Source organism: Desulforamulus aquiferis (genome assembly GCF_030577015.1).
Taxonomy (GTDB): domain Bacteria; phylum Bacillota; class Desulfotomaculia; order Desulfotomaculales; family Desulfotomaculaceae; genus Desulfotomaculum; species Desulfotomaculum aquiferis.
Map to the genome: position 1 here is coordinate 58,880 of NZ_JARPTC010000021.1, position 21,366 is coordinate 80,245.

At 39.0% G+C, this 21,366-nt stretch carries 23 protein-coding genes; 21 read left to right on the top strand and 2 right to left on the bottom strand.

The window, feature by feature from the left end; all coding sequences use genetic code 11:
- Positions 1 to 219 precede the first annotated feature (219 nt).
- From pseB to fliD, 9 genes are all read left to right on the top strand, one after another.
- Positions 220 to 1,212, top strand: coding sequence for a UDP-N-acetylglucosamine 4,6-dehydratase (inverting) (pseB, locus tag P6N53_RS13960; RefSeq protein ID WP_304544198.1), 993 nt, complete (start codon positions 220 to 222; stop codon positions 1,210 to 1,212).
- Positions 1,206 to 2,369 (top strand): UDP-4-amino-4,6-dideoxy-N-acetyl-beta-L-altrosamine transaminase, encoded by a 1,164-nt coding sequence (gene pseC / locus P6N53_RS13965; protein WP_304544200.1) that lies wholly within the window; start codon positions 1,206 to 1,208, stop codon positions 2,367 to 2,369. Before pseB ends, pseC begins: the two co-directional genes overlap by 7 nt.
- Positions 2,366 to 3,097: a cytidylyltransferase domain-containing protein gene (locus tag P6N53_RS13970; RefSeq protein WP_304544202.1), complete on the top strand. Its 732-nt coding sequence runs from the start codon at positions 2,366 to 2,368 to the stop codon at positions 3,095 to 3,097. Before pseC ends, P6N53_RS13970 begins: the two co-directional genes overlap by 4 nt.
- Positions 3,094 to 4,845 (top strand): UDP-2,4-diacetamido-2,4,6-trideoxy-beta-L-altropyranose hydrolase, encoded by a 1,752-nt coding sequence (gene pseG / locus P6N53_RS13975; RefSeq protein WP_304544204.1) that lies wholly within the window; start codon positions 3,094 to 3,096, stop codon positions 4,843 to 4,845. Before P6N53_RS13970 ends, pseG begins: the two co-directional genes overlap by 4 nt.
- A complete protein-coding gene (locus P6N53_RS13980; RefSeq protein WP_304544206.1) occupies positions 4,842 to 5,516 on the top strand; it encodes a formyl transferase in 675 nt (224 codons plus the stop codon). Before pseG ends, P6N53_RS13980 begins: the two co-directional genes overlap by 4 nt.
- Positions 5,517 to 5,519: 3 nt before the next feature.
- Complete coding sequence (locus P6N53_RS13985) at positions 5,520 to 6,212, top strand: PIG-L deacetylase family protein (protein WP_304544209.1); 693 nt, start codon at positions 5,520 to 5,522, stop codon at positions 6,210 to 6,212.
- Between the two features lie 15 nt (positions 6,213 to 6,227).
- A complete protein-coding gene (gene pseI, locus P6N53_RS13990) occupies positions 6,228 to 7,280 on the top strand; it encodes a pseudaminic acid synthase (protein WP_304544212.1) in 1,053 nt (350 codons plus the stop codon).
- 132 nt (positions 7,281 to 7,412) lie between these two features.
- Positions 7,413 to 8,477 (top strand): glycosyltransferase family 2 protein, encoded by a 1,065-nt coding sequence (locus P6N53_RS13995; RefSeq protein WP_304544214.1) that lies wholly within the window; start codon positions 7,413 to 7,415, stop codon positions 8,475 to 8,477.
- A 170-nt stretch (positions 8,478 to 8,647) separates the two neighbouring features.
- A complete protein-coding gene (gene fliD / locus P6N53_RS14000; protein WP_304544216.1) occupies positions 8,648 to 11,164 on the top strand; it encodes a flagellar filament capping protein FliD in 2,517 nt (838 codons plus the stop codon).
- Between the two features lie 329 nt (positions 11,165 to 11,493).
- Here fliD and csrA read toward each other — a convergent pair whose 3' ends face one another.
- Positions 11,494 to 11,748, bottom strand: coding sequence for a carbon storage regulator CsrA (csrA, locus tag P6N53_RS14005; RefSeq protein ID WP_304544218.1), 255 nt, complete (start codon positions 11,746 to 11,748; stop codon positions 11,494 to 11,496).
- A 2-nt stretch (positions 11,749 to 11,750) separates the two neighbouring features.
- Positions 11,751 to 12,161, bottom strand: a complete 411-nt coding sequence (gene fliW / locus P6N53_RS14010; protein WP_304544220.1) for a flagellar assembly protein FliW — start codon at positions 12,159 to 12,161, stop codon at positions 11,751 to 11,753.
- Positions 12,162 to 12,324: 163 nt separating this feature from the next.
- Between fliW and fliS the strand changes: the two genes are divergently transcribed.
- The 12 genes from fliS (at position 12,325) to P6N53_RS14070 (ending at position 21,365) form a co-directional block, all read left to right on the top strand.
- Entirely contained in the window at positions 12,325 to 12,711 is a 387-nt protein-coding gene (gene fliS / locus P6N53_RS14015; RefSeq protein ID WP_304544222.1) for a flagellar export chaperone FliS, read from the top strand.
- The gene (locus P6N53_RS14020; RefSeq protein WP_304544224.1) at positions 12,695 to 13,141 is read left to right on the top strand and encodes a hypothetical protein; all 447 of its coding nucleotides are present in this window, start codon (positions 12,695 to 12,697) and stop codon (positions 13,139 to 13,141) included. Before fliS ends, P6N53_RS14020 begins: the two co-directional genes overlap by 17 nt.
- Positions 13,142 to 13,178: 37 nt before the next feature.
- Complete coding sequence (locus P6N53_RS14025) at positions 13,179 to 13,541, top strand: flagellar protein FlaG (RefSeq protein WP_304544226.1); 363 nt, start codon at positions 13,179 to 13,181, stop codon at positions 13,539 to 13,541.
- A 107-nt stretch (positions 13,542 to 13,648) separates the two neighbouring features.
- Positions 13,649 to 14,740, top strand: a complete 1,092-nt coding sequence (locus P6N53_RS14030) for a DegT/DnrJ/EryC1/StrS family aminotransferase (protein ID WP_304544228.1) — start codon at positions 13,649 to 13,651, stop codon at positions 14,738 to 14,740.
- A gap of 404 nt (positions 14,741 to 15,144) precedes the next feature.
- Complete coding sequence (flgB, locus tag P6N53_RS14035; RefSeq protein WP_304544230.1) at positions 15,145 to 15,537, top strand: flagellar basal body rod protein FlgB; 393 nt, start codon at positions 15,145 to 15,147, stop codon at positions 15,535 to 15,537.
- A gap of 5 nt (positions 15,538 to 15,542) precedes the next feature.
- The gene (gene flgC / locus P6N53_RS14040) at positions 15,543 to 15,977 is read left to right on the top strand and encodes a flagellar basal body rod protein FlgC (RefSeq protein WP_304544232.1); all 435 of its coding nucleotides are present in this window, start codon (positions 15,543 to 15,545) and stop codon (positions 15,975 to 15,977) included.
- Between the two features lie 11 nt (positions 15,978 to 15,988).
- On the top strand, positions 15,989 to 16,279 hold the full coding sequence (gene fliE / locus P6N53_RS14045; RefSeq protein WP_304544234.1) for a flagellar hook-basal body complex protein FliE: 291 nt from the start codon (positions 15,989 to 15,991) through the stop codon (positions 16,277 to 16,279).
- A gap of 23 nt (positions 16,280 to 16,302) precedes the next feature.
- Positions 16,303 to 17,850, top strand: a complete 1,548-nt coding sequence (fliF, locus tag P6N53_RS14050; RefSeq protein WP_373323053.1) for a flagellar basal-body MS-ring/collar protein FliF — start codon at positions 16,303 to 16,305, stop codon at positions 17,848 to 17,850.
- 12 nt (positions 17,851 to 17,862) lie between these two features.
- Entirely contained in the window at positions 17,863 to 18,873 is a 1,011-nt protein-coding gene (gene fliG / locus P6N53_RS14055; protein ID WP_304544238.1) for a flagellar motor switch protein FliG, read from the top strand.
- Positions 18,857 to 19,582 (top strand): FliH/SctL family protein, encoded by a 726-nt coding sequence (locus tag P6N53_RS14060; RefSeq protein ID WP_304544240.1) that lies wholly within the window; start codon positions 18,857 to 18,859, stop codon positions 19,580 to 19,582. The genes fliG and P6N53_RS14060 overlap by 17 nt, the downstream gene beginning before the upstream one ends.
- Positions 19,583 to 19,584: 2 nt before the next feature.
- Entirely contained in the window at positions 19,585 to 20,916 is a 1,332-nt protein-coding gene (fliI, locus tag P6N53_RS14065; RefSeq protein ID WP_304544242.1) for a flagellar protein export ATPase FliI, read from the top strand.
- Positions 20,917 to 20,918: 2 nt separating this feature from the next.
- Positions 20,919 to 21,365 (top strand): flagellar export protein FliJ, encoded by a 447-nt coding sequence (locus tag P6N53_RS14070; RefSeq protein ID WP_304544244.1) that lies wholly within the window; start codon positions 20,919 to 20,921, stop codon positions 21,363 to 21,365.
- Position 21,366 lies beyond the last annotated feature (1 nt).

Below are 21,366 nucleotides of genomic sequence, written 5' to 3' on the forward strand. Positions count from 1 at the left end.
GTTTGGAAAAATTCACTACCTACCAAATGCTTAATATCTATTTAGTCAAACACAGATCAAATGATATAATATCTAAGAGTAAAATATAAATATATATTAAAATATTATTGAAAAGTAAATAAGACAACAATGGCCGAATTCTAGCACAATAGCCATAAGACTCACCTGAAAAACCATTATATTATTGAACAAATCAAACTTCCAGTTGAGGTGTTTATTTTGCTTAATAACAAGTCCATATTAATAACTGGTGGCACAGGCTCCTTTGGTAAACAATACGTCAGAACAATATTAAACAAATACAAAACTAAAAAAATAATTATATTCTCTAGGGATGAGCTTAAACAATTTGAAATGCAGCAGGAATTTAACACATCGGAAATGCGTTATTTCATTGGTGATGTCAGAGATGCTGAACGGTTGAGGCAGGCTATGCGAGGGGTTGATTACGTTATCCACGCTGCTGCCTTGAAACAGGTTCCAGCGGCAGAGTACAATCCTATGGAATGTATAAAAACAAATATTCACGGGGCTCAAAATGTAATTACTGCAGCCATAGAAAATGAAGTTGAAAGAGTAATAGCTTTATCTACTGATAAGGCGGCGAATCCAATCAATCTATATGGCGCCACCAAGCTAGCTTCTGATAAATTATTTGTAGCAGCTAATAATATTACCGGCGAGAGGAGAACACGATTTTCTGTCGTTCGATACGGCAACGTTGTCGGATCAAGGGGTTCTGTAGTACCTTTTTTTAAAAAGTTAATTGATGAAGGCGCTAAGGAACTCCCAGTTACCGATCCACGCATGACTCGCTTTTGGATTACCCTACAACAGGGAGTCGACTTTGTGCTTAAAAATTTCGAACGGATGCAAGGAGGGGAAATCTTTGTTCCAAAGATTCCTTCTATGAGAATTATGGATTTAGTTGAATCATTAGCGTCAAGTATACCAACTAAAGTGATTGGAATCAGGCCCGGGGAAAAATTACATGAGATAATGTGTCCTGCAGATGATTCTCACTTGACGCTTGAATTTCATGATCATTATGTAATTAGACCTAGTATAGTTTTTAACCAACCTGTTGATTATAAGGAAAATAGAATTGGCGAAATTGGGGAACCTGTAAAGCAAGGTTTTGAATATAATTCAGGTACTAACCCCATCTTCTTAACTGTAGAAGAATTAAGGGAGCTGAATTGTCAGTGTTAAAAATCCCTTATGGAAAACAAAATATTAATGAAGAAGATATCAAAGCAGTGGTGGAAGTACTTAGGTCTGACTGGTTAACCCAGGGACCGATGATAGAGCGATTCGAAAAAACTGTTGCTGAATATTGTGGTGCAAAATTTGCTGTTGCTGTCAGTAATGCTACGGCGGCTTTACATATCGCATGCTTAGCAGTAGGACTAAAATCTGGGGATATACTCTGGACTTCTCCAAATACTTTTGTAGCTTCCTCTAATTGTGGTTTATATTGTGGGGCAAGTGTAGATTTTGTTGATATAGATCCCAAAACTTATAACATGAGTTTACAGGCATTGCAGGAAAAACTAGATTTAGCCAGCAGTATGGGAAAATTGCCTCAAATATTAATCCCCGTTCATTTTGCTGGACAAGCATGTGAAATGGAGAAAATAGCAAATTTGGTCAAACCTTACGGTATTACTATTATTGAAGATGCTTCCCATGCCATTGGAGGAGAGTATAAGGGTAAGAAGATTGGTTCTTGTGCCATTTCGGATATGACTGTTTTTAGCTTTCATCCAGTAAAAATTATCACCACTGGTGAAGGAGGTATGATCCTTACAAATAGAGAGGATCTTTATAAAATACTTATCCGGTTAAGAACGCATGGCATAACCCGTGATCCATTATTTATGGATGGTGAGTCTCATGGTCCTTGGTACTACCAACAGGTTGACTTAGGATTTAATTATCGGATTACTGACTTACAAGCTGCACTTGGAGTTAGCCAGATGAAACGCTTAGATGAGTTCATTCAAAGAAGACATTGGCTAGCCCAACGTTATAATAATTTATTACAGGATTTGCCTTTGACTACACCGTGGCAGCACCCAGACACCTACTCCGCTTACCACCTTTATGTTATTAAATTAAAACTAGAAGAGCTATCAAAGACTCATAAGACAGTATTTGAAGAAATTAGAAGCGCCGGTATTAATGCTAACTTACATTATATACCAGTTCATACGCAGCCCTATTATAAAAAATTAGGATTTAAAATAGGTGATTTTCCAGAAGCAGAAAAATATTACAGGCAAGCTATTAGTCTTCCTCTGTACTATAGTTTATCTGAGCAAGAACAAGATTATGTGATTCAAGTTCTTAAAGAGGTCTTACAATGAAAACAGTTATTATTGTACAAGCCAGAATGACATCAACCAGGCTCCCAGGAAAAGTGCTGAAGACTGTCCTAGGGAAAGCACTTTTAGAGTATCAAATAGAAAGACTAAAAATGGTACAACTTGCTGAACAGATAATTATTGCCACAACAATAAACAGCACTGATCAACCAATAATTGATCTCTGTCAACGCCTCTCTGTTCCATATTATCGTGGTTCAGAAGATGATGTATTAGCAAGGTATTATGAAGCGGCAACTTTGTATGGGGCTGATGCTATTGTTCGTGTAACTTCAGATTGTCCTCTCATTGACCCTACAGTAATTGATGAAGTTATTGATTATTATATTAGTAATGAATGTGATTATGTTTCTAACACTATGGATAGAACCTACCCCAGGGGGATGGATACTGAGGTCTTCTCTTATAAAGTATTAAAAGAAGCCTTTAAAAATGCAGTTGAGTTACCAGAAAGAGAACATGTAACACCATTTATCTATCATCGTCCAGAAAAATACAGTTTGGAAAGTGTAAAAATGATGAGCGATAAAAGTCATTACAGGTGGACAGTTGACACAATAGAGGATTTTAAGCTAATTAAAAAAATATTATCTAATCTTTACCCTATAAACCCGCAATTCAGTATGCAGGATTGTCTGAAATTATTACAAAAATATCCCGAATGGGAAAGAATAAATAAACACATCGAACAAAAGGCGTATGGAAAATGAAAATTTTTATTCGTACCGATTCATCGTATGAAATAGGATCTGGTCATGTAATGAGATGTCTGACCTTAGCAGAGGCCTTATGGAAAAAAGGATTTGATGTTAGATTTATTTGTCGTGAATTACCGGGAAATTTAAATAATTTTATTGAGAATAAAGGATTTAAAGTATATAGGTTACCCTACAATAAAGAACAGGGCAGTAATGTAACGAATGTTAATAACCATTCCCATTGGCTTGGAACAACTTGGCAGAATGATGTATTTGAGACGGTAAATATCCTATCCAATGAAAAACTAGTTGTTAACTGGTTTATTATTGACCACTATTCTTTAGATCAGAATTGGGAAAAAGAGTTGCGGCCATATGTAAAAAAAATTATGGTCATAGATGATTTAGCAGATCGTCCCCATGACTGTGACTTATTACTGGATCAAAATCTTTGTAAAAATGCAAATAAATATAGGCAATTAGTTTCTGAGAACTGTATAACATTAATTGGCCCAAGATATGCGTTACTACGTCCGGAATTTATTACAGCCAGGCAAAACCTAAGAAATCGAGATGACAATATAAAAAGGGTCTTGGTGTTTTTAGGTGGGAGTGATCCAACAAACGAAACTAAAAAGGTGTTGGACGCAATTATACAACTTAATCAATCAAATATTCAATTTGACATTGTTGTCGGACAATCAAATCCACATAAATATCAGATAAGAGACCTTTGCATGCTAGAACCGAATATTACCCTTCACACCCATGTAAATAATATGGCCGAATTAATGGTTAATGCAGATTTAGCGATAGGTGCAGGTGGAAGCACAACGTGGGAGCGGAGTTGCCTAGGACTACCTAGTATTGTTTTAAGTATTGCACAAAACCAAGAACAGTTAACAACAAGTGTAGCGGATTATGGTGCATTAACTTATTTAGGTCGTGCTGAGGAAGTTAATACAGAAATTATTGTACGTGCTGTAAAAGAACATATTCAGGGAAGTAAATCATTGACCGAAATGTCAGAAAAGGGAAAGCAACTGGTAGATGGATTTGGTGTTGAACGTGTTGTCAACGCGATAAACATATCACCATTTAAAATAACTATTTTATCAGATGCCAAAAGCTGGATAAATTTATATATTCCATTATTAGTAATAAAATATCAAGAAAAAGGACATTCAATAAAATGGGTACATATGCCTGAAGATATCTCAGAAGGAGATTTTGCTTTTTACCTAGGATGCAGTCAACTCGTACCTATGTCAATTCTATCAAAGAACCGACATAATTTAGTTGTACACGAGAGTGATTTACCTAATGGCAAAGGGTGGTCTCCTTTAACCTGGCAGATATTAGAGGGTAAGAATGAGATACCCATAACACTCTTTGAAGCAGGAGAAAAAGTGGATAGCGGAGTTGTGTATTTAAAGGATGTTATGAAGTTTCAGGGTTTAGAATTAGTAGATGACTTAAGAAAAATACAAGCAGAAACAACTATTAAAATGTGCTTAGAATTTGTGGATAGATACCCAGATATAATACAGTATGGTGTTAAACAACAGGGTGAATCGACATACTATCCAAGGCGAACACCAAAAGATAGTAGGTTAGATGTAAATAAAACAATACAAGAACAGTTTAATTTATTACGTGTAGTTGATAACGAAAATTATCCAGCCTTTTTTGATATAAACGGATATAGATATATTTTGAAAATAGAACGAAGATTAGAAATTGAGGAGAAACCCAAATGAAATATGTTATTGCTGCAAATCGTATATGGTATAAAAATATGCCTGTAAAATTAGCAGCACTTACTAAACAAGAATTCATATTGATAGATAAAAAAGAAGATTTAACTTTTGAGCTATTACAAGATATAAAACCTAGATACATATTTTTTCCGCATTGGTCATTTATTATACCCAAGGAAATATATGAAAATTATGAATCAGTTATATTTCATATGACAGATGTTCCTTTTGGTCGCGGTGGTAGTCCCTTGCAAAACTTGATTGCCAGAGGTATTTTCGATACAAAAATTTCTGCTTTAATGTGTCAGGAAGATCTTGATGCTGGACCGGTTTACTTAAAAAGACCATTTTCTTTGTTTGGTTCAGCCGAGGAGATATATATAAGAGCTGCTAAAGAGATTGAAGAAATGATAGTTTATATAATAGAAAATGAACCAAACCCAGTTAAACAACAAGGGGAAGTGGTATACTTTAACAGACGTAAGCAAGAAGACGGGAATATTGCTAACTTAACAGATCTGGAACAGGTTTTTAACTATATAAGAATGTTAGATGCTAAAGACTACCCTAGGGCTTTTTTAGAAAATGGGAATTTTAGGTTTGAATTTCAAAGAGCCTCCCTTAAAAATGACTATGTTATTGCAGATGTTAAAATCACAAAAAGAAGGTAAAATATGACTAATAAAATCTTAGTTATTGCAGCACATCCAGATGATGAGGTTCTGGGTTGTGGTGGAACTATTGCCAGGCATTCAAGTATGGGCGATGAAGTTCATGTGGTTATTCTAGCGGAAGGCATAACTAGTAGAGGAGAAAAAAGATTTCGAGAAAAATTTACGAGTCAGTTATCAGAATTAGCCCAAGCGGCACATAATGCAAATAAAATTCTTGGAGTTTCTTCTTTAACACTTAGCAATTTTCCAGATAACCGTATGGATTCCCTTGAACGCCTAGATATTATAAAGGAAGTTGAAACGCATATAGATAAGCATAAACCTCAGATTGTTTATACTCATCACTTTGGAGATGTTAATATTGATCACAGGCGAATCCATGAAGCAGTTGTAACAGCTTGCAGGCCTGCTCCAAATTGTCCTGTTCACACTATCTTGTTTTTTGAGGTTCCTTCAAGTACAGAATGGCAACTTCCGGGTTCTGGGCCGAAATTTGAGCCAAACTGGTTTAGGAACATAACAGACACTATGCAATTAAAACTAGAAGCATTAAAAGAATATCAATGTGAAATGAGACCCTGGCCACATGCACGTTCCATCGAAGCTGTGGAATATCTTGCGCGTTGGCGTGGAGCAAGTGTTGGAGTTAAAGCTGCTGAAGCTTTTGTTTTGGGAAGAAATATATTTATCTAAAGGGGTTCTTAATGGATGAATACAATATCAATTGCAGGAAGGAAAATTGGCTCTGAGCACCCACCTTTTATCATAGCAGAAATGTCAGGCAATCATAATCAATCATTGGAGCGTGCTTTAGAAATTGTTGAAGCAGCCGCTAAGGCTGGTGCTCATGCCATAAAACTTCAGACTTATACTGCTGATACAATGACGTTGGACATAGATGGAAGGGATTTTTATATTGATGACCCTGACAGTTTATGGCACGGAAATTCACTATATAAATTATACCAACAGGCTTATACACCATGGGAATGGCATAAACCTATTTTTGACAGATGCAGAGAACGTGGAATGATTTGTTTTAGCACACCATTTGACGAAACAGCTGTGGACTTTTTAGAATCACTGGATGTTCCTTGCTATAAAATAGCTTCCTTTGAAAATGCCGACATGCCTCTAATTCGTAAAGTTGCATCAACCGGCAAGCCAATGATTATGTCTACCGGTCTAGCTACCGTTGCTGAATTGGATGATTCAATCCGTGTCGCAAGGGAGGCAGGTTGTACAGATTTGATTTTACTAAAGTGCACAAGCACATATCCTGCAACACCTGACAATAGCAATATTTCTACTATCCCGCATATGGGGGAACTTTTTCAGTGCCAGATTGGTCTTTCAGATCATACATTAGGTATTGGAGTCGCTGTTGCTAGTATTGCTCTGGGTTCAACAGTGATAGAAAAGCATTTTACCTTGTCTCGAAAAGATGGGGGAGTGGATGCTGCATTTTCTATGGAGCCAGATGAATTTAGTTTGCTTGTTTCTGAGAGTACGCAAGCGTGGCAAGCACTTGGAAGAGTTACATACGGACCGACAGAAAAAGAAAAATTATCACTAAAGTTTCGCCGCTCTTTATATGTAGCAAAGGATATGAAGGCAGGAGAAGTTTTTACAAAAGATAACATTAGAGTGGTGAGACCTGGATTCGGCTTACCACCTAAGTTCTACGATTATTTGTTAGGTAAAAAGGTTAGGAAGAATGTTAAAATGGGTACTCCATTAAGTTGGGAATTATTAGAGTAATCACGAGTACTAAAAACCTGCCTCTAGGTAGAATGGCTTATAGAGATGGAATGGTTGGGGCACTGATTTATTTAGACTTAGACTCCTCAAGCTATGTTACAGGGCAGAATATTATTGATGATGGTGGGTTAAATGTTTGATAAAAAAATTAGTCTATGTATGATAGTAAAAAATGAAGAAATAAGTTTGCCAAAATGTTTAGATAGCGTTCGGAGCTATGTAGATGAAATTGTGATTGTTGATACCGGATCAAATGATAGGACTATTGAGGCAGCTAAAGAATTTACCTCACTGGTGTATCATTTTCCCTGGGGTAATGATTTTTCAGCAGCCAGAAATAATTCCATTTCTAAAGCCGCTAATGATTGGATACTCGTTTTGGATGCTGATGAGATAGTTACAGATTATAATCAAGATTCGATAAACCGGTTTATAACAAATGATACCTATTGTATTGGTAGATTAAAGCGGATAAATCCCTTCGAAGATAATTTTGGGGTTAAAAAATATATTGAGAGAGTTAATAGACTTTTTAATAGAAACAATTTTTGTTATCAAGGAATAATTCATGAACAAATTGTAGCAAAAAAAGATTTTCCTTATAAAACAAAGAACGTTGAAATTGTACTGGATCATATTGGTTATACCAAAGAAGTTGTTCAAAAAACCAATAAACTCTCAAGGAATATTTCTTTACTTAACGCTGCAATAATAAATGATGTTGCAGATCCATATCTTCATTACCAATTAGGCAAATCTTATTATATGGCCAAGGAATATAATCTGGCTGCTGATTCCTTTGAAAGAGCAGTAAATCTCAAAATTAACTTAAAATATGAATATATCCAGGACTTACTAGAGACTTACGGTTATTCATTGATTAATTCAGGTAAATATGAGCAGGCGTTATTCCTGGAATTATATAGTTCGATTTATAAAAAGTCCCCTGATTATAATTTCTTAATGGGTCTAATATATATGAATAATGCCATGTTCCAGCAAGCCACAGATAGCTTTAAAATGTGTATCGGAAGCGTAGAGGGTAAAATTCAGGGTATTAATTCCTATTTGCCTAACTACAATATTGGTGTAATTTACGAATGCCTTGGGTATATGGCAGAAGCTAAAAAATATTATAAGAAATGCGGAGCTTATACGCCAGCTTTACAAAGGTTGCTAAATATTAAAATTAATTAAATATAATCTGCGATTTAGCTAATTTACATTAATAAATTTGTTTGTAAACCAGGGCAGTTTATGCTCCTGGGTTTATTTTTTATACAGACTAATTAATAATAGAGCTTAATATTTTCTATTATCGGTCGAAAATAACACTAAGAAAAAAGGGTTTTAAAGAGGTGGATAGGATGGTTAATAGAATTACAGGTCTAACAGGTTTTGATGTTGAGGGAACTATTAAGAATTTAATGAAAGCTGAACAAACCAGGGTTGATATTCTAAAGCAAAACCTGCAGTTACTAGCCTGGAAACGGGATAGCTACCGGGGGATAACCAATGCTTTTCGTTCTTTTAAAGAACAATATTTTGACATATTAAAGCCAAGCACTAACTTTAGGTCTGCTTCAGCCTTTGCCATTTTTAATGTTACTACATCGGACTCCTCCAAAGTGGTAGTTAATGCGGGAGCCGGCGCGACGGCAGGAACCCGCACTTTGGACATTATATCCCTAGCTAAGAAAGCCAGTACAACAGGGGAGACTGGGGTAAGCAAAGGGACTGAAGCAGGATTGACTGCCACTAATCCGGTAGATATGGAGAAGATGAAGGAAGGCAAGCAGTTTACACTTAACCTTAATGGCGTTACTAAAACCATTACCCTTGACCAGGACTACAGCTCAAAAACACCAGCCGAATTGGTTAACGGTCTGCAGACGTTGGTTAATAGTGCCTTTGGTACCGGAAATATAACAATATCAGTAGATGCAGGTAATAAACTGACATTCAAACCTGCGTTAGCGAGCAGTACTTTGAAGATAGGGGATGCCACCAACACTTATTTGAGTACCCTTGGTTTTAGCAACGGTCAAAGCAACTCTATTACCAGTGGCAGTATTACGGATTTTTCCGGGGGAAATTTTAAAGTTAAAATTGGTGACGATGACGCAGTAGAAATAAATGTTGAAGGTGCTGCCAACCTGGGTGATTTTCTTGCTAATATTAACGCTGCACTAGCCGATAAAGGGTTGGGTTCTTCCCTCAAGGCTATTGCCGATCCTGAAAATGCAGATAAAATTAAGCTTATCTCCCTGGACACAACAAAAAAAGTCAGTGTATTAGCAGGGGAAAGCGACAATATGCTGGCTAAAATAGGAGTTAGCAGTGGCAAAGTGATAAATCCCCTGAGCGGGACAATTAATTATAGTGCCAGTGATATTGGAAAGGATTTTGTAATTAAAGTTAGTGACGGAAATACATCTAGCTCTTATATCATTGATTTTACTACTGACTTTGTGGCTGGTGATGATGCAGCCATAAAAAGTGCTATTGAAGCCCAACTGGCTTCTCAGTCAGCACCGGCAGGTTTAACAGTAGAAGTTATAGACGGTAAAATTAGTTTTTCGTACCCTGAACATGAGATTGTGCTGCAAAAGGGAGATGACGGGCTTCGTGATGAACTGGGGTTTACTGTAGGTACCAGTAGCTCCAAGCTTGACTTATCTGCCTCCCTTGAAGATGTATCAGCTAATCTAAGCAGCGGACTAGATCCATACAATTCGGAGGGGAATGTAGAATTTACAATAAACGGGGTCACTATCAAAGCTTCCAGTAGTGACAGCCTTTCTTCTGTCATCAATAAAATAAATTCCAGTGCGGCTGGAGTAACTATGCGATATGATTCCCTAACTGATAGGTTTGTAATTGAATCCAAAGAAACAGGGCTGGCCGCAAAGGTAGACATAAAAGATGTTGAAGGGAATTTTTTTGAGTCATTAAAGCTTGATACCACAACAGTTAGGTATGGAGATGACGCTAAGGTAACCATAGACGGCACCTCTGTTTCCAGGTCTACAAACTTCTTTACTATTGACGGAGTGTCATATGAGTTAAAGGAAGAAACCGGCGGGACTCCTATTACAGTTAGCATTGCTGGGGATTCCGGCAAGCTCTTGGATAATATAAAAGGTTTTATCGACAAATACAACGAACTAATTGACAAGATCAACGGTGCATTAACTGAAAAATCCTACCAGTACGCGACTAAGGGCCAGTCTGCGTACAAGCCTTTAACCGACGAAGAAAGGAGTTCAATGTCGGAAAAAGACATCGAATTATGGGAGGAAAAGGCTAGAAGTGGTTTGCTGCGTTCAGACCCGCTTTTACAAAAGGCACTGAGTTCACTACGGGGAGTATTATATGAAAAAGTGGAAGGATTAGATATTAGCCTTTATGATATAGGGATAACCACATCTGATAACTGGTTGGATGGGGGCAAATTGGTCATTGATGAGCAAAAGCTAATGAAAGCTATCCAGGATATGCCCGATAAGGTGGTTACCTTATTTACTCAACAATCCTCAATTAGTTATGACGATGGTGCTAACAGGGCCACCAGGATAAAACAAGAGGGGATTGCCTGGCGCTTGTTTGACGTAATAGAGGACAATATCAGAGTAACTCGGGATAGCCAGGGTAATAAGGGAGCCTTGTTGCAAAAAGCTGGTATGGATGGAGACACCACCGATTTACAAAACTACATTACCAAGCAAATGGAAGATCAACAAAAAATGATTGACAAAATGCTTGAAAAGTTAATTGACAAAGAAAATCAGTATTATAAGATGTTTAGCGCCATGGAAACCGCCATCCAGCGAATGTCATCCCAGTCTGCCTGGCTTGCACAGCAATTTGGTGGAGGGCAATAATGAAAGAGGTTGGGATATACTCCCAACCTCAGATTTTCGAGAAACTACCTTCGGGTTTTAATAATCCCTCACGACTCCTCTCTCCGCAGTGGACAGCGCTAATCGCTTGCTTCGGGCGAAAATGGGCCGCCTTCGAGTAAACATCGTGTTTACCTCAGGCTTTCGCGGACGTCCTGTCCGCTCACCCATTTTCGCATCCTCAGCCTCGCGAAGCGCTGTTTCCACTGCCTCGAATGTCGCTGTTCGGGATTATTAAAACCCAATTGTATCTCTTTCAACATATCTATTCTATTAACGTTATGTACTAAAATGTCTGCAAAAGGAACTGGTTAAGTATTGCTTTTTTTAAGGTCCTCGGTAATTGTTGACAACAATTTTGAAAGCTGGTTAATGTCAGTTTTAGATGAAGCTGCTTGTTGATTTTCAGCTTGAATAGCTTGAAATACTTCGCTTCGGTAGATTTCTATATTTTTTGGTGCATCTATACCAAGCTTAATGATATCTCCGGATACGTCCAGAACTGTTACCTTAATATTTCCTGCTATATGAATGGATTCGTTCTTTTTTCGTGAAAGTACCAGCATCCCTATACCTCCGTCCGCAGGAAATTTTGTAGCGGTTCTTTAATGTTAAATTGACCTTCTAACACTATCTGGATACCCTTTTTATTTTCACTGTTTATTACAATAGGGGCCTTCAGATTGATAGTAGCATTATTTAAGCCGTTGTGACAGTTTACAATAGTAAAAACTGCTAAATGGGATAAGTCTTGGAAATCTAAATACTCCTTTGCAAAGGCGGGTAAATTAAATTCATATTTTTTATTAAATTGAAAGGGATTAATAATAATAAAAGAAATATCTTTGTGATCTAAAGAATCCAGACTGAAAAATGGATATTCTTTATAGGGTTGATCTAAGGAAAAATATTTTAAGTTTTCATAGCCAGGTAGTCCTTGTTCAAAAGTAATACAAGCATTTGTTTTACTGTTTTTCATGGTAGACTTCTCTCCTCAATGTTAAGATAACCAACCTTAATAGTTTTTAATTTATCATATATGGCTTAAGTTTAACAGTAAATTACCCGATAATCTGTATGAAGTCCTGTTATTGTTCCAGGGAAACATGTACTTGGAATTATTACTTGGAGGAAAAAAACAAATGTCAAAACACCCCTATGAAAGTTACCAGCAAAATTCTGTTTTGAGTGCTGGGCCGGAAGAATTGGTTAACCTACTTTATAATCGATTATTGAAAGACTTAAAACTGGCTATCTATGCTATTGAAAGAAAAGATACCCAGAATACTCATAACTCATTGATTCACGCTCAGGATATATTAGTGCATCTAATGAGTACTTTGAACACAGAACTTGACGTCGGAAAAAGTTTGTTGCTTATGTATGATTATATGAATCGAAGGTTGAAGGAAGCAAATATTGAAAAAAACACGGAAATCATTCAAGAGGTTATAGGTTATGTTGAGGAAATAAAGGACGCGTGGGGAAAGGCTTCCCGGGCGGTTAAAACAGGTGAGTCAGTTGGATAACGAAATGCCAAGATTAATTTCATTTTATGAAGAGAAGAAATCAACTTTATTTTTGATCCTTAATAATACTCAAAAACATGAAGAAGCAATTAAAAACCAAGATATAAGTCAATTAGAGGATTTACTTTCAGAAAGGCAAGTATTAATGAGGAAAGTTGATGAAATAAATAACCTAATAAATGATCTTTATCAGGGGAACCCAAGCAATATAAAATTAAATAATGTCAGAATCGAATCGAAGAAAGCCGAATGTAAAAAGATATTAGGGCAAATTATTTTGGTTGATGAAAAAAATAACAAACTCTTTAAAGGGGAATATTTGGCACTTAAACAAAAGATAACTGATATTAAGGCCAATAACAATTTAAGAAATGCCTATTACCCAAGCAAACAATCAAGCTTTGGCTATTTTGTGGATTTGAAAAAATAAAAATTGGTTAAGGCAGAAGTTAAAAGGGGGTGATAGTATGGCAGGAGTAGGGCCAATTAACAACATTCAGCCAAGTTATTCTCAAATCAGCTCTCGGCAATCAGAACCAGCTGTTTTTCCAGGAGAAGGGGTTAGAGGTTCTGAACTTGCAGGTGAAGAATCTTTTCCGAAAGCAAATTATGATCAGGCAAAAAGTGCTGTTGATAAAATGAATAAAACAATGGAAACCTATAATACTGAGCTGCGCTTTCAACTACATGAAAAGAGCGGAGAGTATATTGTTAAAATTATTAATCCAAAGGATGATACTGTGGTCCGGGAGATTCCACCGGAAAAGGTATTGGATATGGTTGCTTATTTTAAGGAAATGCTTGGTTTTATGGTTGATAAGTTTGCTTAATTATGAAAATGTAATAAATAATTAATAAAAACCAGACAATAATTGCTGGTTTTTTGTTTTATAATGTAAAAAACTGTTTATATCGTTTATCTATAAGGAGTATCTCAATGAAGAAAATCAATTTCAAAATAAAAGAGTTTGAAGAAAACTTTGCAAAACAATTAGGTGCAAGCTATGCGGTCTCCTGTGCTACTGGAACAGCAGCTCTTCACGCAGCCCTATATGCAGCAGGAATAAGCCATAAGGACGAGGTTATCCTATCCCCCCTAGCTCATCCTGAAACAGCCCATGCAATTAGGTATTTGGATGGTGTACCCATCTATACAGATATAGATCCCTTGACTGGTTGCCTTGATCCAAAGGCTGTGAAAATGCGTCTATCTTCAAATACCAAAGCAGTTATTGCCACACACTACACAGGAATTCCTTGCGATATTGATAGTTTAAATCAGGTATTGGGAGGGAGAGAGGTAGTCCTCATTGAAAATGCCTCACAAGCCTTGGGAGCCGTTTGGAAGGGTAGAAAGATAGGTACCATAAGCCCGCTAACAATTTTTGATTTTTCCTTTGAGCAGAGCCTTTACACTGAGTTAGGCGGAATGGTTGTTACTGACTCACTGGAATACTATCGCTGGCTATGCTTGTTTAGGGATGAGGGTATGATGTATGACCGAGATGAGTTGGTTAAGGAGGAAGGGCCTTGGTACTATGAGGCTCAGGAAATAGGATATAATTATCGTCTGACCAGCATGCAGGCAGAAATTGGATTAAGACAGCTTCCAAAGTTGGAGCAAATGCAAACAGGCAGGGAAGAAACAGCAGAAATATATTTCAGAGAACTGGCTGAGATTGAAGGTATAACATTTTTAAATCCTAATGAGATTAGCACTAGCGCTTGGTATTCCTTCCCAGTTGTACTTGAGGGAAGAAAATTAATCAGTCATCGTAGGGAGATTATAGAAGAACTTAGGGGTATGGGTATTCAGGCTGATGTGCAGTATTACCCTATATATCTACACCCCATATATTTATGGCAAGGACACCCTGACGTTTGTACTATCGAAGGTCCCCTTTGTCCCAGGGCGGAGGAGTTTTATAGTAGAGTCATTAATTTGCCTATACAACCATCATTCGACAATAATATCACAATGTGCATTGTTAGTTCCCTCAAGAAGCTAGTACAGAAGTTTAATAAATGACAACAAAATGGGACTTTAGTCCTACCAAGAAAGAGACTTAAGCATTATGCGCTTCGATGGACATTTTGCCCGCAGACATGTAAAATAATAACAAAATACGGTTTGTAACGACAATAATTTTCAAATAATCATAATTATTGTCGAATTAATGAACAAACGTAACCCAAAATACGTCTTTACTATTGGAGTAAAGGACATTATTAAATGAATGTAAAAAATTTGAAATATTGTAAGCAGATCATCAAAGTTAGAAGGATTTTGTAGAAGATTGTTGAAGATGTATTGGTATTAAAGGGTAAGGTCTCTATGTTTATATTATTGGCAAAATATACCCATTAATACATCGGCATTATTAAAAGATTCTTTAGACCTTATTTCAGAATAATTAAAGGGACTGATGAAAGATGAATATTTTTGACGGCCCCATGTTTAACCTTTTGAAACAGGGCTTAGATGCAGGAGCGATGCGACAGAGAGTCATTGCCAATAATGTTGCCAATATCAATACCCCTGGTTTTAAAAAATCCCAGGTCAGCTTTGAGGATCAATTAAAGGCAGCTATGAGTGGCGGTGGGAGTCTCAAAGGAACGCATCCGCTGCATATGGGTGCTCTAAATGGAGTAAAACCTGAGATAGTACAGGTTGATAAAACCACCATGCGTTTTGACGGAAACAATGTGGACATTGATGAGGAAATGGTAAATCTGGCAGCAGCAGCAATACAATATGATGTCATAACGCAGGGGTTAATGGACAAATTTAATGTGTTAGGTATTGTAATCGGTGGCAGGAGGTAATTGTAGTGGGTTTATTTCATACTTTTAGTATAAGTGCTTCCGGAATGACTTCCGAGCGACTTAGATTGGACTTAATTGCCAATAACGTAGCAAATATGAATACTGCCAGTCGACCGAATGATCCTGCCAGTCCGGTGTATAAGCGCCGGGTGCCTGTATTTGCAGAGCAGTTGCGTCAAGCTGCTTCGATGGCAGGAGAATTTAAAGGGAATGGAGTGAAGGTGAAGGCAATCCTTGAAGATCCGGCACCGCCAAGGCTGGTGCATGATCCGGATAATCCTATGGCTGATGAAAAGGGCTTTGTAGCTTATCCAAATGTAAATATTGTAAACGAAATGATGGATATGATTACTGCCAGCCGTACCTATGAGGCTAACGTAACCACCCTTAATGCAGCCAAAGGGATGGCCCTTAAGGCTCTGGAAATATCACGGGGTTAGGAGGTCGAATCATGATAATAATGCCTGTGTCTGTACCCCAGCAAATACCAGAAGCAAGTCCTAGCAAGACTGCAAATGGGGTGCCGGATTTTGCCAATATTTTGAATTCGGCTGTGTCAAAAATCAGCACAACTGAATTGAAGGCTGAACAGGTAATGGAAAATTTTTTAGTGGGTGAAGTACAAGATATTCACCAGGTTACCATTGCACTGCAGGAGGCAAAGCTTACTATGCAGTTGGCAGTGGAAGTTAGGAACAAAGTTGTAGAGGCTTATCAAGAAATATCGCGTATGCAGATATAATCCTCCTCTGAGGAGTGGTACTTTTGAATTATCGAGACCTGCTGGAACGATTAAAACAGCGGTGGCAGGAGACAAGCCAAAATAGAAAAATCTTAATAATCCTAGTCAGTGCCGTTATCCTGGCAGGTGCAATCTACCTGGGGCAGGTTGTAACTAGAACCAACTATGCCTTACTGCTTGGGGACTTGGAACCGAAAGATGCCGGCGATATTGTTGCACAATTAAAAAGCGAAAAAATTCCATACCAACTGGTCAATCAGGGAACGACAATTATGGTTCCCAAAGATCAAGTTGATGCTGTCAGAATTCAATTGGCCAGTGATGGCCTGCTTACAGGGGTAGGCCACGGATTTGAACTGTTTGATCGCAGCAAATTTGGAGAAACAGATTTTGAACAGCAAATAAGCTACCAGAGGGCACTGCAAGAGGAACTTAGGCGCACCATTACTAAAGTTGAGGGAGTTAGCCAAGCCAGAGTTCACCTGGTGATTCCTCAAAAAAGTGTGTTCCTGAGTGATGAAGGTACAGCCTCGGCATCGGTGGTAATTAAACTCAAGCCTAATGCTAGGTTGAAGCCCGAACAGGTTAAAGGTCTAAATGATTTAATTATTGGCAGTGTGGAAGGTCTAAAGGCTGAAAACGTTCATATTATTGACACGGAAGGCAATGTCTTAAATGAATTTCTTAAGGATCCAGCGGGTTCTGAGATAGTTGGTAACTTTTCCAGCAGTGCCGTTGAGAGGCAGCAGCAGATACGCAGGTCCTTTGAAAAGGAATTGGAATCTAGAGTACAGCAAATGCTTACCAAGGTGCTAGGGCCTAACAAGGCAGTGGCCATGGTTACAGCTGATTTGGATTTCAACCAGCAGCAGACCAGCCTGACAGAAGTAATTCCTGGTGAGATTGTTAGTGAGCGTAGCGTCAATGAAGAAGGTAGTGGAAGTGCTGGAGACGGGGGAGTAGCTGGTTCCGACGCACAGATGCCCGGCCAAAGTATTCCGGGGCTTGTTGGTAATGGTGAGAGTTCTTACACCAAGACTGACGACATTAGGAATTACCAGCATGGCACAAGAGTTCAATCGGTGATTCAGGCACCTGGTCAAGTTTTAAGGCTTTCCACGGCGGTGGTTCTTGATGAGTCAGTTAAAAATCTGGACAAGACTCAGGTCGAAGGTATTGTTGCTGCTGCTATTGGCTTTAATACTGAACGAGGCGACCAGATTACCGTTTCAGCCCTGACCTTTGATAAGAGTCAGTTAGAATTGGCTCAGGAAATTGAACAAGAGGCCAACCAATACGAAATTTATAAACTATACATAATTGTTGGGGCTATAGTTTTAGGGTTACTGCTTTTGCTCTTATTTATTATTATTCTTATCCGAAGAAGAAGGAAAAAACAGTCTTTGATTACTGAATCTGTGGCGGAAGAAGTTGAAAAGCCGCAGTCAGAAACACAGACCCCTAAATGGGAACTTCCTCCTCCGGTAGATAAGCAGAAGGAACTTAAGGATATTGCTCAGGAACGTCCTGATGACCTTGCCTCAGTACTGAAGGTTTGGCTCCGGGAATAAGGGGGGATGAATATGCAATATGAAAAACTAACGGGGGAGCAAAAAGCTGCAATATTGCTGATATCCCTCGGGGCAGACATTTCCTCAAGGATATTAAAACACGAATTTGCTGAAGATGAGGTTGAGAAAATTACTGGAGCCATTGCTGAAATGGATAAGGTGCCAAATCAGATCCAGGAGCAGGTGGTTGAAGAGTTTATCTATCTAATCCAAGCTAGGGATTATATATTAAATGGTGGTGTTAACTACGCTAAGGAACTGTTGGAAAAAACCTATGGCTATCAAAAGGGTTCCGAGATCCTAGACAGGATTAGCTCTACCATGCAGTCAGTACCCTTTGGCTCCCTACGCAAGACCGATGCCAGACATATCCTAAGCTTTATTAGGGAAGAACATCCTCAGACCATAGCATTTGTTTTGTCCTACCTCAAACCGGATCAGGCCGCTGTTATATTAGCTGAGCTTGATCCCAGAATACAGAGTGAGGTTGCAAGACGAGTAGCTATCCTGGACAGAATTTCTCCCGATGTAGCAAAAGAAGTGGAAAAGGTATTGGAGAAAAAGCTTTCCTCGGTGGCCCAACATGAAGAAACTGTGGTGGGTGGCGTCCAGTGTTTGGTAAATATCTTAAACAGAGTAGATCGTTCTACCGAAAAGAGTATCTTTGAACAACTAGAACATGCTGACCCAAATTTAAGCGAAGAAGTTCGCCGCATGATGTTTATTTTTGAAGATATAGTAAAACTCCACGATGTGGCTATACAAAAGGTGCTGCGTGAAGTGGACAATAAGGATCTGGCCCTGGCTATGAAGGGTGCTAACCAAGAGGTACATAACCGTATTTACAAAAACATGTCTAAACGTGCTGCTGATATGCTGAAAGAAGAGATAGAATACATGGGGCCTGTCCGGCTTAAGGAAGTGGAAGAGGCCCAGCAGAGAATAGTTAACGTTATCAGGCGATTGGAAGAGGCTGGAGAAATTGTGATATCCCGGGGCGGGGAGGATGCAATTCTTGTTTAAGATCATAAAAAGTGCCCCGGTTAGGGATGAGGGTCAACTGCTAAGTTTAAGACAAATAGATCAGCCAGTACCCCAAAATCCCCTTGAAGAGGAGGAGCTTTCCCCCGAGGAACTGATCAGTCTAGCCCGCCGGGAGGCAGAGCAGCTTGTGGATGCTGCAAGGAAGCAGGCAGAACAAATTATGAAAGAGGCCCAAAAAGAAGCTGAACTGCAAGGCCATTCTATCAAGGAGCAGGCCAGACAGCAGGGCTGGCAGGAAGGGATTGACTCTTCAGAGGCAGAGGCTGATCAAATCAGAGAACAGGCCCGTCAAGTCCTTGGACAAGCTTGGGAAATACATCGGCAAACCATTGATAAAATGGAGGGGGAAGTGGTAGACTTGGCTCTGGCAATTGCCCGACGGGTTGTAATGGCTCAGCTGTCGGTGGAACCGGGGACAGTGATGGAAATAGTTCGAGAAGCTGTAGAATCAGTTAAGAACCGTCCCCTTGTTAATATATATGTCAGTGAGATGGATTTGGAAATTATTGAAAAAGACAAAAATAAGCTACTTCAAGGATTACCGGGCAAAGTGGAGCTTAATATTCTGGCTGATGCCAAGGTTCAACCCGGTGGTTGCCGTATTGAAACTGACCAGGGGCAGGTAGATGCAACCATGGAAACTCGCTGGCGTGAAATGATTAAGTCTCTGTATGGCCTGGAGGAATGATTATGGAAACTAAGGTTGAGATAAACCTTAATCCATACAAGGAACGGGTGAAGCTGGCTAGGGTAATAAAGCCCATAGGCAAGGTAACTAGAGTAATTGGGTTAATGATTGAAGTGCAAGGTATCATTGCCCGGATTGGTGAAGTGTGTGAAATTGTGGTTCAGGATGAGCCTGAACCAGTTCAGGCAGAAGTTGTTGGCTTTCGCGATCAATTTTCTTTGCTGATGCCCCTAGGTGAACTTAAAGGTATTTATCCCGGCTGTGCAGTTGTACCCAGTGGAAAAGCCCTTACCATAAAGGTGGGAAAGCACCTGTGGGGAAAGGTTCTAGATGGACTGGGAAGACCTATTGAAGATAAAACTGTTTTAAATCAAGGCGAAGAATTCAAGGTGGATAATCCCCCGCCTAACCCTTTAAAACGTAGGCGTATTAAGACAGTACTTGTTACTGGAATACGGGCCATTGATGGATTATTAACTTGTGGCAAGGGCCAACGTATTGGGATATTTTCCGGCAGTGGAGTAGGCAAGAGTACATTATTAGGCATGATTGCCCGGAATGGAAGTGCTGATGTTAACGTTATTGCCCTTATCGGCGAACGTGGCCGCGAGGTTTTGGAGTTTCTTGAAGAAGATCTTGGACCGGAAGGAATGGCACGATCCATTGTGGTGGCGGCTACCTCTGACCAACCGGCTCTGGTAAGATTGAAGGGTGCCTTTGTGGCCACAGCCATTGCTGAATATTTCCGAAACCAAGGACTGGATGTAACACTTATGATGGACTCAGTAACCCGTTTTGCTATGGCTCAGAGGGAGATAGGCTTGGCGGTGGGAGAACCACCGGCCACCAAGGGTTATACACCCTCTGTATTTGCAATTCTACCGAAGCTTTTGGAACGTTCAGGTATGGGGCATAAGGGTTCTATCACGGCTTTTTATACAGTGTTGGTTGATGGAGATGATCTCAATGAGCCGGTAGCTGATGCTGTCAGGGGGATTTTAGACGGACATATTGTCCTGAGCAGAACACTGGCCTCTAGAAATCATTTTCCCGCTGTGGATGTTTTACAAAGTGTCAGCAGACTTATGCCGGATATAACCTCTAATGAGCATCAGTCTAGGGCTGGGATGATTAAAGAGTTATTGGCGACCTATCTTAAATCGGAGGATTTAATAAATATCGGTGCTTATTCCTCCGGCTCAAATCCCAAAATAGATAGGGCCTTGGCCAAATATGAAGAAATTGTGGCTTTTCTAAAACAATCCCCTACTGAGTATAGCAGCTATGAGGATACCCTCGGAAGCTTAGTTTCACTAGTTGAGGAGGGCATGTAGCCTTGAAAAATTTTCAATTTAAACTTGAGCAAGTATTACAAAATAGGGTCGAGCATGAAGAAAAAGCCCTTCAGGAACAGGTTAGAGCCCAGCAGGAATGTCTAAAATGCCGGGAGCAACTTAATGAGTTTACAGAAAAACTTGAAAATACAATTCATAATTCATATATAACTCCTATACCCATTGAACAGATGCACCTGCTTATGTACCGGGACCAGCTTCAGGCCAATATCCGGCGGCAAAGCAAACTATTGCAGAGGGCTGAAGAAATATTACAGCTGCGTATCGACTCCACCGTTAAAGCCAGACAGGACAGAATGGTACTGGAAAAGTTAAAAGAAAAGCAGTATGACAATTTTGTAAAGCTCCAGGATTATCTGGAGCAGAAGGAAGTAGATGAGTTAGCAACTATTGGCTTCAGCAGGGGAAAATTAAGGGATGTACAATAAA